Below are 13,873 nucleotides of genomic sequence, written 5' to 3'. Positions count from 1 at the left end.
CGCGGGCGGATTTGTTCTGGGGCGCGGAGCCGTCAGCCGAGCCCGATCAGCGGATGCAGTTGCCTGGCCCAGCCCAGTAGGGTCTGGTCCTCGTCGGGCCGCGCTACCCACTGCACTCCTACCGGCAAACCGTTGTCCGCCCGTCCCGTGGGCAGGTGCAGCGCGGGCCAGCCCAGCAGCGACCAGACGCGGTTGAAAAGGGATGATCCGGTGGACTGCATGCCCTCGGGCGCCTCGCAAGGCGCACTGGGCGTGACAATGAAGTCGACGTCGCCAAAGTGCTCCCGCCAGTCGCGCGCCAGGCGTTCCCGGGTGCGTTGCAGGGTTACGTATTCGGCGTGCGGAATCGCCAGGCCGCGTTCGATCGCGTTGCGCAGCGCCGGCGACAGCAGTCCGGCCTGCGCGCTGTGCAACATCGGCAGCAGGCCGCGAGCCAGTTCGGCGTGCATGGTTTGCGCGTGAATATGCAACAGCGTTGCCAGGTCCGCGTCCAGCGCGGGAGCGACGATGGTCGCGCCGTGATCGCGCAGCCGCGCGGCGCAGTCCTCCAGCGCCCGGCCGGCGGCCGGGCTGAGCGCGCCGAGGGCGTCGCAAGGCAACAGCGCGACGCGGGGCGCGCGCCTGGACGCGTGGCTCGCCTGGGCCGTTTCGCCGGGCAACAGCACCGCCGCCACTGCTTGAGACTGTTCCACCGTGCGGCTGAACCAGCCGATGGTGTCGAGCGAATCGCACACCACGCTCATGCCCAGCCTGTGCACGCGGCCAAAGGTGGGCTTGAAGCCCACCACGCCGCAGAATGCCGCAGGCCGGATCATCGACCCGCCGGTCTGCGTACCCAGGGCGATATCCACCATGCCGGCGGCGACCGCGGCGGCCGAGCCGCTGGATGAGCCGCCGGGCGTATGCGCCAGGTTGTGCGGGTTGCGGGTGGGGCCGGGCGTGACGTATGCGAACTCCGCCGTGACGGTCTTGCCGATGGGGACGGCGCCCGCCGCGCGCAGTTGCGCCACGCAACTTGCGTCCCATCTGGCGGGAGCGGGCGAGGTCGCGGGCGAGCCGGACCGCGTCGGCATGCCGGCGACATCGATGACGTCCTTGACGCCGAATGCGGCGCCGGCCAGCGCGCCCTGCCCGGCCTGGGCTTGCGGCAAAGCGGCAGCGTCGGCCAGGTGCGTCCAAGCCTGCACCTGCGCATTCCGGGCCTTGCTGTGAGCCCACGCTTCATGCATGCCCAGCATCATTGGACCTTGATCTGCTTTTGGCGGATCAGCTGGGTCCAGCGCGCGCTCTCGCTGGCGATGAAGGCCCGGAACTGCTCCGGCGTGCCGCCGGCGACCTCGCCGCCTTGCGACTCGACGACGCTGCGGTACTGCGGGTCCTGAAGGGCGCGGTTGATGTGCTCGTTCAGCGTCTTGACGACATCGGGCGGCGTGCCGGCGGGGGCGATCACACCGAACCAGTTGGAGACCACCATGTCGGGCAAGCCCAGTTCCTTGAAGGTCGGCACGCCGGGCAGGCCGGGCACGCGCTTGTCGGCCGCCACCGCCAGCATCTTGATGCGGGGCGCCGGGCCGGTCGAGTGCGGCAGGAACAGGCTGGGCAGTTCAATGTAGAAGTCCACATTGCCGGCGATCAGGTCATTGACGGCGGGCGCGCCGCCCCGATAGGGCACATGCGTGGCATGCATGCCGGCCTGTTCCTTGAACAGCTCGGCGCTCAGGTGCGATGCGCTGCCAGCGCCCGTGGACGCGTAGTTGAGCTTTTCGGGATTGGCCTTGGCGTCCTGCACCAGCGCGGCCGGGTCCGCGTACGGCGACTTGTCGTTCACGCCCAGCGCCATGGGGCCGAGCTCGATGAGGGCCACGGGCGCAAGATCGCGCGCCGGGTCGAAAGGCATCGCATACAGCGCCTGGTTGACCGCCATGGGGGCGAAGTTGCCCAGGCCTATCGTGTAGCCGTCGGGCTTGGCGGTGGCGATCTGACCGGTGCCGATGTTGCCGCTGGCGCCGGGCTTGTTGTCCACCACCACCGGCACGCCCAGCGAGTCGCTGAGCTTCTGGGCCAGCTGGCGCGAGCGCGTGTCCGAGCTGCCGCCCGCCGCATAGGGCACGATGAATTTGATGGCCTGGTTGGGATAGGCGGCTTGCGCCCAGGCGCTGGCCGGGGCCAGGCACAGGCTGGCGGCGAAGGCGCCGGCCAGGAGTTTGATCGTTCCGGATGCTGCACGCATGGCATTTCCCTGAAATGAAGGGGTAGTCGTACCCCGCCGTTGATTGTCAGCGCATAGTAGGAAAGGGGTATTAGGTTGTCTAATACCTTATTCTCTTGCTATTGATTCACCAGGAAAATAAATGCTGATCGACAGCCGCCTGCTCCAGGTATTTGCCGTGGTGGCCGAGGAATTGCATTTCGGCCGCGCCGCGCAGCGCTTGCACTTGAGCCAGCCTCCCTTGAGCCAAAGCGTGCGCAAGCTGGAAGAAGCGTTGGGCGTCCAGCTGCTGGAACGCACCACGCGCACGGTCAGGCTGACGGCGGCGGGCGCCGAGCTTGCGCGCCGCATCCGGCAGATGGCGGTGGAGCACGAGGCCACTATCCGCCACGTGCGGCAGGCGGCCAGCGGCGAGGCTGGCCAGCTGACCATCGGGCTCACGCCCAGCGCGGCCTACTCGAATGTGCCGCAGGCCCTGTTCGTATTCCGCCAGCGCTACCCGGGCGTAATGCTGGACCTGCTGGAAATGAACTCAAGCGAAATGCCGGACGCGCTGCACCAGCGCCGGCTGGATCTGGCCCTGCTGCGTCCGCCGTTTGCGGATGCGGACCTGGCGCCGGTGCCGCTCTACTCCGAGCCCATGGTGCTGGCGCTGCGGCGCGACCATCCGCTGGCGGGAAAACGCTGGGTGACGATGGCGCAGGTCCTGGATCTGCCGCTGGTGGGCTATGCGCGCGAACGCTCGCGTTATTTCAGCCAGGTGCTGCGGCAGATGGTCGAGGCGGCGGGCAAGCCGGCCAACATCGTGCAGGAAAGCATGATCCCGACGATCCTGACGCTGGTCGAAGCGGGCTTTGGCGCGGCGGTGGTGCCGGCGTCGCTGGCGCGGATGCGCATGGACATCCTGGCCTATGTCGGCATCCGCGGGCCGGGCGCCTTCCGCGCGGAACTGGCGGCCGCCCGCCATCCCGACAACCCCAATCCGTCGATCGACGCCTTCGTCGCGATCATGCGGGAAATCAAGCAGCTGGCGGACTGATCCGTCGGGCCGGGTAGGCCGGATAGTCCGTCAGCCCGCGCGCATCCCCGCCAAACAGGGTGTTGCGGTCATGCTCGGCCAGCGGTTCGTCGTGGCGCAGGCGTTCCGGCAGGTCGGGATTGGCCACGAACGGGCGGCCGAAGGCGATCAGGTCGGCCCAGCCGGCCTGCAGCGCGTCGCGGGCGCGCTCGGCGGTGTACTTGCCGGCGTAGATCAGGACGCCCGGGTAGACGCGGCGCAGTGTCTGCTTGAAGGACAGGGGCATGTCCGGCGCGTCGTCCCAGTCGGCTTCGGCGATGTGCACGTAGCCCACGCCGATTTCGCCCAGACGCTTCGCCGCGGCGGTATAGGTGGCCACCGGGTCCGCGTCCACGCAGCCGTTGAGCGTGGTCAGCGGGGCGAGGCGGATGCCGACGCGGGAGGGATCGCCCATGGTTTCGATCAGCGCGCGCGCCACTTCGTCCAGGAAGCGGATGCGGTTTTCCAGCGAGCCGCCGTATTCATCGGTGCGCGCGTTGGCGTGGGAGTCCAGGAACTGGTTGACCAGATAGCCGTTGGCGGCATGCAGTTCCACTCCGTCGAAGCCGGCGACGATGGCGTTGCGCGCCGCCTGGCGGTATTGCTCGACGATCGCGTGGATCTCGTCGATGGCCAGTTCGCGGGGGGCGGAGGCTTGCACGAAGTTGGGGCTGCCGTCTTCGTTTTCGATGAAGACATTGACGCCGTCGGCCTGGATGGCCGACGAGGACACGGGGGCCCGGCCGTCCAGCAGGCTGGTGTGGCTCAAGCGGCCCACATGCCACAGCTGCGCATATATGCGGCCGCCAGCGGCGTGCACCGCATCGGTGACGCAGCGCCAGCCGGCGACCTGCGCCGGCGTGCAGAGGCCGGGCGTGCCGGCATAGCCCTTGCCCATGGGTGAGATATAGGTGCCTTCGCTGACGATCAGGCCGGCGCTGGCGCGCTGCGCATAGTAGTGGGCCATCAGGGCATTGGCGGTGTCGCCCGGCTGCGTGGCGCGCGAGCGCGTCATCGGCGGCATGACGATGCGGTTGGGCAGGGTCAGGCTGCCCAGGGTCAGCGGTTCAAACAAGGGATCGCGTGTTTTCATGGCTGTAGCCTTCAGTCCCAGGCGGCGGCCAGGCCTTGCGGGCTGACTTCGCGGCCGTTGCGTTCCAGCGCGGCGATCTGCGCCATGTCTTCGTCGGAGAGGCGCAGCTGCTGGGCGAGCAGGTTGCTGGCCAGGTTCTCGCGCTTGGTCGACGACGGGATGACGGCATAGCCCAGCTGCAACGCCCAGGCCAGCGCGACTTGCGCGGGCGTGGCGTCGTGGCGGCGGGCGATCTGGTTGATGACCGGGTCCTTCAACACCTTGCCGTAGGCCAGCGTCATGTAGGACGTGACAGGGATGCCTTGTTCCTTCAGGAAGCCGGTGAGCTTGCGGTTCTGCAGATACGGGCTGAGCTCGATCTGGTTGGTGGCGATCTGCTCGCGGCCCACGGCGGCGATGGCGGCTTGCGTCTGCGCGATGGGGAAGTTGGAAATACCGATCTGGCGGGTCAGGCCCTGCGCGCGGGCGTCGGCCAGCGCGTTCATGAATTCGTCTACGGTCACGCCGTTGTCCGGCGCGGGCCAGTGTATGAGCGTCAGGTCCACGTAGTCGGTGCGCAGCTTGGCCAGGCTGTCTTTCAGGCTGGGAACGAGCTTGTCCTTCGCGTAGTTCGGCACCCAGATCTTGGTGGTGAGGAACAGGTCTGCGCGCGCCACGCCCGATTCGGCGATCGCCTGGCCGACTTCGGCCTCGTTTTCGTAGATCTGGGCGGTATCAATGGCGCGGTAGCCGACGTCCAGCGCGTTGCGCACCGAATCAATGACGACCTGGCCTTGCAGGCGGAACGTGCCTGCGCCGAAAGCGGGAATGCTCATGTAAAACTCCTTGGGATTCGCGGGTCCAGACGGGCAATGTCTGGCGATGGACGTAGTGTGCCTGCCGGATACTTGCGGAAAAAGACAGGTATCGGCGAAATACTTTTGATATAACGTCAAATATGAAAACCACACTCGACGAAATGCTGGTCTTTATCGCCATCGTGGACAGCGGGTCGATCACCGCTGCCGCCGAGGTGCTGGGACAGACCATTTCCGCCACCAGCAGGACCATGAGCCGGCTGGAGGAAAAGCTGCAGACCACGCTGATGCGCCGGACCACGAGGCGGCTGGAACTGACCGAAGAGGGCAAGACCTATCTGGAGCAGGCGCGGCGCATCATCGCGTCGGTGGAGGAAGCCGAGGAACTGATGAACGTGCGCCGCAACCAGCCCGCCGGGCTGTTGCGCGTGGACGCGGCATCGCCCTTCATGCTGCATGTGATCGCGGCGCTGGTGCCCGGCTACCGCAAGCGCTATCCGCAGGTGGAGCTGGAACTGAACAGCAACGAAGGCAACATCGATTTGCTGGAGCGGCGCACCGACCTGGCCATCCGCATCGGACGGCTGAAGGACTCGTCGCTGCATGCGGTGTCCCTGGGCAGCAGCCGGGTGCGGGTGCTGGCCAGTCCCGGTTACCTGGCGGAACACGGCACGCCCAGGCGCGTGGCGGACCTGGCCGCGCATACCTTGCTGGGTTTCAGCCAACTGGAAGCGCTGAACGAATGGCCGCTGCAGGATGCCGATGGCCAGCCCCTGCATGTCAAGCCGGCCGTCCGGTGCCACAGCGGCGAAACCCTGCGGCAGCTGGCGTTGAATGACGGGGGCATCGTCTGCCTGTCGGATTTCATGACGCGCGGCGACCGCAAGGCCGGCACGCTCCAGCCTTTGTTGGCGAAACAGACGCTGGACGTCCGGCAGCCGATCAATGCGGTGTACTACCGCAACACGGCGATCTCGTCGCGCATCAAGTCCTTCATTGATTACGTGGTGGAAGCCGTGGGACCGGACGGGTTCGCGGAATAAGGCTGCGCAACCTTATACTGTCCCTGTTTTATTTCCATCGCTTCGGACACCCATGAGCATCTTTTCCCGTTTCTTTGGCCGCAAAGAAGAATCGACCGACGCGGCGGCCCTGTCGGCCAACCCCGCGATCACGCATCCGCTGAGCCTGCAGGTGTTGTTCGCGGCGCCGCTGGCGATCGCCGAAGACACGCTGACGGCCGCGCTGTGCGCCTACCATCCGTCGATGGGCAAGGCGCGCGCGGAGATTGCGCCCGACATGGCCGAGTTCCTGGGCCTGGCGGGCTGGGACCGGCACGTCGTGCGGCTGGTGGGTTTCAATGCGCCCTACCCGAAGGAATCGCTGGAGGCCTGCGTGGCGCCGGCCCATTATGCGGCGGCGGTCAAGGACGAGATCCGCGGCCACGCCAGTCACATCATCCTCTATTACGCGGGCTTCGAAACGGATCCGCTGGAGCAGTACGTGGCGCTGGCCGCGGTGGCCGGGGCCTTGGCGGGCTTCCAGGCGATGGCGGTGCTGAACGAGCACGCACATGCCTCGCTGCCGGCCGGCGTGTTCGAAGCGGAATCGCTGGGCGAGGAAAGCCTGGACCTGCTGCGCACTCTGCCGCTGAACATGCTGTACTGCGGGTTCGTGAAGTATGAGGTCGAAGGCGTGCAGGGCGTGTGGATGCGCACCTACGGCGCCGACGCATTCGGGTTGCCCGATTTCGCGGCGCTGGCCAGCGGCCACGACCAGGGCGAGTACTACTCGGACATCTTCAACAACATCATGGGCTACCTGCTGGAAAGCGGCGCCGAGCTGGCCGCCGGGCACACCATGCAGATTGGCAAAGACGCCTACATGAAGCTGCGCGAGCCGGCCAAGGAAGAGTACTTCCTGGATGGCCCGGGGCGGGTGCTGGTGGCCGAGATCATCACGGCGGACCAGGTCAACACGCCGGAATAAGCGGGCCGGGCCGCGTCACAGCAGGCCCGCGCTGCGGGCGCGCGCCACGGCCTGTGTCCGGCTGTCGGCGCTGAGCTTCACATTCAGGTGGCGCAGGTGCGTGCGCACCGTGCTTTCGGAAACGAACAGCTGCCTGGCGATGGCGCTGTTGGAGTGGCCTTCCGCCAACAGGCGCAGCACGCGCAGTTCCTTGGGTGTCAGCCCTTCGGCGCCCGCGGCGCCGGCGGCGCGTTCCGGTTCCGCGGGCGCGGGGCCGATCCGCGCCTGCTCCTGGAACCGCCGCCACCAGTCGCGCGCGGCATCCGAGGCCAGCCGGGCGCTGCCCGCGGGGGTGGCGGCAAGCCGCTCTATCAACCCGATCAATGCCGAACCCTCGTCGACCAGCACGCGGCACAGGCCCTCGGCTTGCGCCATGTCGAGCAGCGGCGCCAACTGCTCGAATGCGCCGGCGTCATCATTCATTCTTGCGAGCGCCACGGCGCGGAACAGTTGCAGCTTGTAGGCGCGGCGCACGCGGCGGGTGTCCCGTGCCTGCGCGATGTCGCCGTCGAGCAGGCGCAGCGCGGCGGCGGGGTCGCCATCATAGGCTTCGCAGCGCAACCGGCCCAGGCGGGGATACAGCAGGTCGTTCGCGGGCAGTCGCAAGGCTTCCACGCGGTCCCAGAGATCGGCGTCGTCGGCGCGGCGCAGTTCGTCGCGAGCGGCCTGCGGATGGCCTTGCATGAGCAGCACGCGCGCGCGTTCCACGCGGGCGCTGGCGGCGATGCGCGGCAGCCGGCGCTGATGGCCCAGGTACTCCAGTTCGCCCAGCAGGTAGAAGGTCTGTTCGACGTCGCACTCGTAGAAGGCGACGCGCGCGAGCATCAGGTAGCCGAGGATCAGGTGATCGGGCAGGCCGACGTCGCGCCCCAGCGGCACATACACATGCAGCAGCCTGGCGGCTTGGGGAAGATCGCCCGTTTCATACACCCAGGCGGCGTAAAGCACGCCAGCCCAGGCGTTGCCGTTGGCCTGTCCGTAAGCGCCGTTGCGAGTGGAGCGGACCGCCATGCGAAAGCGCGCACCGGCCTGGCGCATGCGCCCTTCCTGCAGATCGATGATGCCTTCGACCGCTTCGGAATACATCAGGTTGAAGCTGCTTGCGCTGCGGCTTTGCGCGCGCCTGGCCGTGTCCAGCAGCGCGCGGGCTTCGTGATAGCGGCCCAGCACCGCGCTGACGTTGGCCATGGCATTGACGAGCGCGGTGTCGGTGAATGACAGCGCGTCGCCCAGCGCCGCGACGCCGGGCATGCCGGCGGCATAGGCCTCTTCCTGGCGGTCCATCATGGACAGCAGCAAGGGCTGCAGCGTCCGCACATGGGCGCGCACGGCGGGGTCGGCGCTGTCGGCCAGCCCCAGGTCGGCCAGCAGCAGGGAGGCCTCGCTCGGGCCGCGCGTAAAGCAGGTGGCCCAGACCTGCACCGCCAGCAACAAGGGCCGGGTGGCCAGTACGGCGGGCGGCAATTGCGCGAACCAGCGCGACAGGAGCCGCATGCGGCCCTCGGCCAGCAGGAGGCCGGCATGGGTTTGCAGCAGCGACAGCGCGCGATCGAAGTCGCCGCCGTCGATCGCGTGGTCGATGGCGGGCACGGGCCGGCCCTGCTCGTCATACCAGCGCGAGGCGGCCAGATGCAGGCTTGCGACGTCGCCGGGCGCCTGCGCCCGCAACTGCGATTGCAGGTAGCTGGCGAACAGGCTGTGATAGCGATAGTGGCATTCGTCGGCGGCGGTGCGCGTCAGGAGCACGTGGCCGTTTTCCAGCTGGTTCAGCAGGTCCGCGCAATCCAGCTCGGGCAGCAATGCCTGGCACAGCGGCGCGCTCAGCTGCTTGAGGATGCTGGTGCGCAGCAGGAAGCGGCGCAAGGCCGGCGTCTGGCTGGCAAGCACGTCCTGCGCCAGATAGTCGGCGACGGACTGGTCGCTGCCCGAGAAGCGTTCGATGAAGGCGGCGGCCGAAGGTTGCCGCGCCAGTGAGGCGGACGCCAGGCACAGGGCGGCGATCCAGCCTTCGGTCTTGCGGTGCAACAGCCCGACCTCGGCCGGCGTCAGCAAGGGACTGCGCCGGGCGAAGAAATGGGTGGCCTCATCCATGGAGAAGCACAGCTGCGCGGCGTCGATCTCCAGCAGTTGGTTCGTCGCGCGCAAGCGCCCCAACGCCAGCCCCGGGGTGTGGCGCGAGCCGATCAGCAGCCGTCCGTGCGCCGGCAGGCGCCCGATCAGGTCCTGCACCAGGTCCAGCACGGCGGGGGCGGTGATGGCTTCGAATTCGTCGAGCACCAGCGCGAAGGGCGCGGCGTGCGACGCGACGGCCTCCACCAGCGCCAGCGCCAGCGCGTCTTCGGAATCGTGGCCGGCGCGCGGCAGGGGGGCGGGTCCGGCAAGCGCGCCCAGCGCCGCCATCAGGCAGCGCAGGAAGCGGGGCAGGTCATTGTCGGCGCGATCCAGCGTCAGCCAGGCGGTCCGCATGGGCCAGGCCTGCAGGCGCGCCTGGCATTGCGCCAGCAGCGTGGTCTTGCCGTAACCGGCCGGCCCGCGCGCCACCACCACCTTGGGGCCATCGGGACGACACGCCTGTTCGCACAGCCACAGCCTGGCGACATGGTCGCCGCGAGCCGCCGGAGCGCTGAACTTGCCGCTGGCCAGTGCGTGTTCCATCGAGAACGAATGACGCATGAGCTGCCTGTGTAGGGGTTGCGGTTCTTGGCGAATCGCCCTGGGTAAACCCGCGGCTAGCCGCAAAATCGTCGCTTTGGACGAAGGCGCAAACGCATGCCTACGATACAAAAGGACGCTCCCAGGAGCAATACACAAACCGCCGCAAAGACGGCGTAAACCGATAACGGAGACAAGTCCATGGCAATCCTGAAACTGACGCTCGCGCTGGCGGGCGCGGCCCTGGCCGCAAGCGGCGCGCAGGCCCAGACCGCGGCGGGCCCCGTGAAGATAGGCATCATGGCCGACATGAGTTCGGCGTATTCCGACATAGGCGGCAAGGGCCTGGTGGAGGCCGCGCGCATGGCGGTGCAGGACTTTGGCGGTTCGGTGCTGGGCAAGCCAGTGGAAGTCGTGTTCACCGATGGCCAGAACAAGGTCGACGTGGCCAGCGCCGCGGCGCGGCGCTGGTTCGACCAGGACGGCGTGGACATGATCACCGACCTGCCCACGTCCGCGCTGGCGCTGGCCATCAGTGAACTGGGGCGTGAAAAGAAGAAGGTCGTCATGGTGACCAGCGCGTCCACCTCGGAACTCACGGGCAAGGCATGTTCGCCCTATACCGTCCACTGGACCTACGACACCTACGCGCTGGCCAACGGCACGGGCGCGGCGGTGACCGAACAGGGGGGCAAGAACTGGTTCTTCATGACGGCGGACTATTCCTTTGGCTACGCCCTGCAGGGGGACGCCTCGGCCGTCATCGAACGGAACGGCGGCAAGGTGCTGGGCGCCGTACGGTCGCCGCTGAACACGCCCGATTTCAGTTCTTACCTGCTGCAGGCGCAAAGCTCCAAGGCGGGCGTCATCGGCCTGGCGCTGGGCGGCAATGACGTGATCAGCGCCATCAAGCAGGCGGCGGACTTCGGCATCGGGCGTCCGGGCAGCTCGCAAAAACTGGTGGCGCTGCTGGCCTTTCTGTCCGACGTGAAATCCATCGGCCTCCAGCTGGGCCAGGGCCTGTTGCTGACCGAGGCCTTCTACTGGGACCAGACCGACGCCACGCGCGCCTGGTCGCAGCGCTTCCAGGACAAGGTCGGCCGCAAACCCACCATGACCCAGGCCGGCACCTATGGCGCGGTCACGCACTATCTGAACGCGGTGAAGGCCGCCGGCACGAAGGACGCCGACGCCGTCATGGCCAGGATGCGCGAGACGCCCATCAATGACTTCATGACGAAGAACGGAAAACTGCGCGTGGACGGGCGCGTGGTGCGCGACATGTACCTGTTCCAAGTGAAGGCGCCGGCGGACTCCAGGGGCGAATGGGATCTGTACAAGCAGGTCGCGGTGATTCCCGGCGATGTGGCCTTCCGTCCATTGGACAAGGGCGGCTGCGCGCTGGCGAAGTCGGGAGGCGCCGAATGATCAGCTACGAGGTCACGGCCTTCGGCGAAGCGCTGACGCGCGCGGACCGCCCTACCCCGGTTCCCGCCGGCGGCCAGGTGCTGCTGCGGGTGCTGGCGGCGGGCGTGTGCCACACCGATATCCATACCTGGGAAGGGTCGTACGACCTGGGCGGCGATAAGCGCCTGCGCATGGAGCAACGCGGGGTGACGCTGCCGCTGACGCTGGGCCACGAGACCGTGGGCGAGGTGCTGGCGGCCGGTCCCGATGCGCCGCCGGACCTGCTGCCGGGACAACGCTTCCTGGTGTACCCATGGATAGGCTGCGGGGAATGCAAGGTCTGCCGCCGGGGGCGCGAGAATCTCTGCGCCGCGCCGCGCTTTCTCGGAATCTTCCAGCCGGGCGGCTATAGCGACCACATCATGGTGCCGGACGCGCGCTACCTGGTCGGCATCGGCGACCTGCGGCCCGAGCAGGCCGCACCCTATGCGTGTTCGGGCCTCACCACCTATGGCGCCATCCGCAAGATTCCGCCGGAGGTGCTGGCGGAGGAATCGGTGGTGGTGATCGGCGCCGGCGGCCTGGGCCTGATGTGCGTGACGCTGCTGCGCGCGCTGGGCTGCCCCAATGTCGTCGTGCTGGAACCCGACGGCGCGCGCCGGGCCGCGGCGCTGGCCGCGGGCGCGCACGCCGCGGTCGACGCCAATGCCGACACCGTGCTCGACGAGGCCAGGCGGGCGGCGGGCGCGGTGTGGGCGGTCATCGATTGCGTGGGCGCGGCCCGCACGGTGCAGCAAGGCATGGATCTGCTGACCAAGGGCGGCCAGCTCATTCTGGTGGGCCTGTTTGGCGGCGAGTTGTCCTTGTCGCCTGCGCTGGTGCCCATGCGCGCCATCAGCATCGAAGGATCCTATATCGGCAATCTGGAAGAGCTCCGCGCGCTGATGACGCTGGTCCGCGAACGCAAGCCCCGCGCCATACCCACGGCCTGCCGCTGCCTGGACGGCGCGCAGTCCGCGCTGGCCGACCTGGCGGCGGGCCGCGTGGTCGGCCGTTTGCTGCTCAGCCCCTCCCCGGCCACTCTTGCACAGGCATCTCAATCATGACCTTGAATCTGGATAGCGATTACACAATGACGCTGAACGGCCGCGGGGAGACTTCCTCGCAGACGTTCGACGTGCTCAATCCCGCCACCGAAGCGCGCATCGCGGCCGCGCCCGACGCGTCGCTGGACCAGTTGAACGCCGCGATCGCCGCGGCCCGCTCCGCGTTCGGGCCCTGGCGCGACCGCCCCATCGCGCAGCGCCAGGCGGCGCTGCGCGACATGGCCGATCGCCTGGAGGCCAATGCGGACGGGTTCATGCGCCTGTTGACGCGCGAGCAGGGCAAGCCGCATGCCGACGCGCGCGCCGAGGTCGGCCGCTGCGTCGTGTGGCTGCGCGAGTTCGCCGCGCGGGAACTACCGGTCGAGCGCTACGACGACGGCGCCGGCCATCTTTTCGAAACGCGGCGCGTGCCGATCGGGGTGGTGGCGGCGATTGCGCCGTGGAACTTCCCGATGACGCTCGCCATCTGGAAGATCGCGCCGGCGCTGCTGGCCGGCAATACGGTGGTGCTCAAGCCCTCGCCCTACACGCCGCTGACTTCTTTGAAGATGGGCGAACTGTTCCGCGACCTGGTGCCACCCGGTGTGCTGAACGTGATCAGCGGAGGCGACCGCCTGGGGCCGTGGCTGACGGAGCATCCGGGGATAGCCAAGATCGCCTTCACGGGGTCCACGGTCACCGGGCGGCGCGTGATGCAAAGCGCCTCGAGCCGGCTCAAGCGCGTCACCCTGGAACTGGGCGGCAACGACGCCGCCATCGTGTTGCCCGATGTCGACGTAAAGGAGACGGCGGCCAAGCTGTTCTGGGGCGCGTTCCGCAATTCGTCGCAGTACTGCCTGGCGACCAAGCGCCTGTACGTGCATGAATCCATCTATGACGCGTTCGCCGACGCGCTGGCGGGCTACGCCGCGGATGTGGTGGTGGGCGACGGCGCCGAGCCCGGCACGGGGCTGGGCCCGATCCAGAACCGCGTGCAGTTCGAACGCGTGAAGGACCTGATCGCCGATGCGCACCGCACCGGCGTGCGCTTTCTGACCGGGGGCGAGGTGCCCGAGGGCAAGGGCTATTTCGTGCCCGTCACCATTCTGGACAATCCGCCCGACGATGCGCGCAGCGTGGTGGAGGAAGCCTTCGGTCCGGTGCTGCCATTGCTGAAATACCGCGACATCGACGAGGTGATCCACCGCGCCAACGATACCGAGTACGGCCTGGGCGGCTCGGTCTGGTCCAGGGACGTGGCCCTGGCGCAGTCGGTTGCCCGGCGGCTGGAAACCGGCACGGTGTGGATCAACCATATCCACGTCATGTCGCCCAACGTGCCATTTGGCGGCCACAAGCAGTCCGGCGTGGGCGTGGAGAACGCCCTGGACGGACTGCTGGAGTACACCAACGTGCAGACGGTGTCGGTGCCGGTCTAGGGCCTGCCCGAAGGGTGAGTACCCAAATAAGCGCCTCTCAGCGTTGCGAATGCTCGCCGTGGTCCCGCCACGGCTGCGCTTCGCGCCTCGATAGTCACTTATTTGG

At 67.9% G+C, this 13,873-nt stretch carries 11 protein-coding genes; 6 read left to right on the top strand and 5 right to left on the bottom strand.

Annotated elements, in window-relative coordinates:
- Positions 1–32 precede the first annotated feature (32 nt).
- On the bottom strand, positions 33–1,229 hold the full coding sequence (locus HLG70_RS20505) for an amidase (protein WP_171666460.1): 1,197 nt from the start codon (positions 1,227–1,229) through the stop codon (positions 33–35).
- 8 nt (positions 1,230–1,237) lie between these two features.
- Positions 1,238–2,230, bottom strand: a complete 993-nt coding sequence (locus HLG70_RS20500; protein ID WP_171666462.1) for a Bug family tripartite tricarboxylate transporter substrate binding protein — start codon at positions 2,228–2,230, stop codon at positions 1,238–1,240.
- Between the two features lie 121 nt (positions 2,231–2,351).
- On the opposite strand from HLG70_RS20500, the gene HLG70_RS20495 reads away from it, so the two are divergent.
- Positions 2,352–3,248: a LysR family transcriptional regulator gene (locus HLG70_RS20495; RefSeq protein ID WP_171666464.1), complete on the top strand. Its 897-nt coding sequence runs from the start codon at positions 2,352–2,354 to the stop codon at positions 3,246–3,248.
- On the opposite strand, the gene HLG70_RS20490 is transcribed toward HLG70_RS20495, so the two are convergent.
- Both HLG70_RS20490 and dkgB read right to left on the bottom strand, forming a co-directional pair.
- Positions 3,229–4,359, bottom strand: a complete 1,131-nt coding sequence (locus tag HLG70_RS20490; RefSeq protein ID WP_171666466.1) for an alkene reductase — start codon at positions 4,357–4,359, stop codon at positions 3,229–3,231. The two genes, HLG70_RS20495 and HLG70_RS20490, sit on opposite strands and share 20 nt — an antisense overlap.
- Positions 4,360–4,370: 11 nt before the next feature.
- Positions 4,371–5,174: a 2,5-didehydrogluconate reductase DkgB gene (gene dkgB / locus HLG70_RS20485; RefSeq protein ID WP_171666468.1), complete on the bottom strand. Its 804-nt coding sequence runs from the start codon at positions 5,172–5,174 to the stop codon at positions 4,371–4,373.
- 122 nt (positions 5,175–5,296) lie between these two features.
- On the opposite strand from dkgB, the gene HLG70_RS20480 reads away from it, so the two are divergent.
- Both HLG70_RS20480 and HLG70_RS20475 read left to right on the top strand, forming a co-directional pair.
- A complete protein-coding gene (locus HLG70_RS20480) occupies positions 5,297–6,199 on the top strand; it encodes a LysR substrate-binding domain-containing protein (protein ID WP_171666470.1) in 903 nt (300 codons plus the stop codon).
- A gap of 52 nt (positions 6,200–6,251) precedes the next feature.
- Entirely contained in the window at positions 6,252–7,145 is an 894-nt protein-coding gene (locus HLG70_RS20475) for a DUF4261 domain-containing protein (RefSeq protein WP_171666471.1), read from the top strand.
- A 15-nt stretch (positions 7,146–7,160) separates the two neighbouring features.
- On the opposite strand, the gene HLG70_RS20470 is transcribed toward HLG70_RS20475, so the two are convergent.
- Positions 7,161–9,857, bottom strand: a complete 2,697-nt coding sequence (locus HLG70_RS20470) for a LuxR C-terminal-related transcriptional regulator (RefSeq protein ID WP_234103151.1) — start codon at positions 9,855–9,857, stop codon at positions 7,161–7,163.
- Between the two features lie 180 nt (positions 9,858–10,037).
- Between HLG70_RS20470 and HLG70_RS20465 the strand changes: the two genes are divergently transcribed.
- From HLG70_RS20465 to HLG70_RS20455, 3 genes are read left to right on the top strand one after another with little or no spacing between them, the layout of a single operon-like run.
- Positions 10,038–11,264 (top strand): ABC transporter substrate-binding protein, encoded by a 1,227-nt coding sequence (locus tag HLG70_RS20465; RefSeq protein ID WP_171666473.1) that lies wholly within the window; start codon positions 10,038–10,040, stop codon positions 11,262–11,264.
- The gene (locus HLG70_RS20460) at positions 11,261–12,349 is read left to right on the top strand and encodes an alcohol dehydrogenase (RefSeq protein ID WP_171666475.1); all 1,089 of its coding nucleotides are present in this window, start codon (positions 11,261–11,263) and stop codon (positions 12,347–12,349) included. Before HLG70_RS20465 ends, HLG70_RS20460 begins: the two co-directional genes overlap by 4 nt.
- Entirely contained in the window at positions 12,346–13,767 is a 1,422-nt protein-coding gene (locus HLG70_RS20455; protein ID WP_171666477.1) for an aldehyde dehydrogenase family protein, read from the top strand. Before HLG70_RS20460 ends, HLG70_RS20455 begins: the two co-directional genes overlap by 4 nt.
- Positions 13,768–13,873: the final 106 nt, after the last annotated feature.

The sequence above is a fragment of the Achromobacter deleyi genome (genome assembly GCF_013116765.2).
In the GTDB taxonomy this organism is placed as follows: Bacteria; Pseudomonadota; Gammaproteobacteria; order Burkholderiales; family Burkholderiaceae_B; genus Achromobacter; species Achromobacter deleyi_A.
The sequence above is the reverse complement of the archived record's forward strand: the minus strand, read 5'-3'. Positions and strand labels throughout refer to the sequence as shown.

Excerpts from the sequence above, each read along its gene's own strand:
- HLG70_RS20475 (WP_171666471.1), top strand. The coding sequence starts at position 6,252 with ATGAGCATCTTTTCCCGTTTCTTTGGCCGCAAAGAAGAATCGACCGAC.
- HLG70_RS20465 (WP_171666473.1), top strand. The coding sequence starts at position 10,038 with ATGGCAATCCTGAAACTGACGCTCGCGCTGGCGGGCGCGGCCCTGGCC.
- HLG70_RS20470 (WP_234103151.1), bottom strand. The coding sequence starts at position 9,857 with ATGCGTCATTCGTTCTCGATGGAACACGCACTGGCCAGCGGCAAGTTC.
- HLG70_RS20495 (WP_171666464.1), top strand. The coding sequence starts at position 2,352 with ATGCTGATCGACAGCCGCCTGCTCCAGGTATTTGCCGTGGTGGCCGAG.
- HLG70_RS20455 (WP_171666477.1), top strand. The coding sequence starts at position 12,346 with ATGACCTTGAATCTGGATAGCGATTACACAATGACGCTGAACGGCCGC.
- HLG70_RS20480 (WP_171666470.1), top strand. The coding sequence starts at position 5,297 with ATGAAAACCACACTCGACGAAATGCTGGTCTTTATCGCCATCGTGGAC.
- dkgB (WP_171666468.1), bottom strand. The coding sequence starts at position 5,174 with ATGAGCATTCCCGCTTTCGGCGCAGGCACGTTCCGCCTGCAAGGCCAG.
- HLG70_RS20505 (WP_171666460.1), bottom strand. The coding sequence starts at position 1,229 with ATGCATGAAGCGTGGGCTCACAGCAAGGCCCGGAATGCGCAGGTGCAG.
- HLG70_RS20460 (WP_171666475.1), top strand. The coding sequence starts at position 11,261 with ATGATCAGCTACGAGGTCACGGCCTTCGGCGAAGCGCTGACGCGCGCG.
- HLG70_RS20490 (WP_171666466.1), bottom strand. The coding sequence starts at position 4,359 with ATGAAAACACGCGATCCCTTGTTTGAACCGCTGACCCTGGGCAGCCTG.
- HLG70_RS20500 (WP_171666462.1), bottom strand. The coding sequence starts at position 2,230 with ATGCGTGCAGCATCCGGAACGATCAAACTCCTGGCCGGCGCCTTCGCC.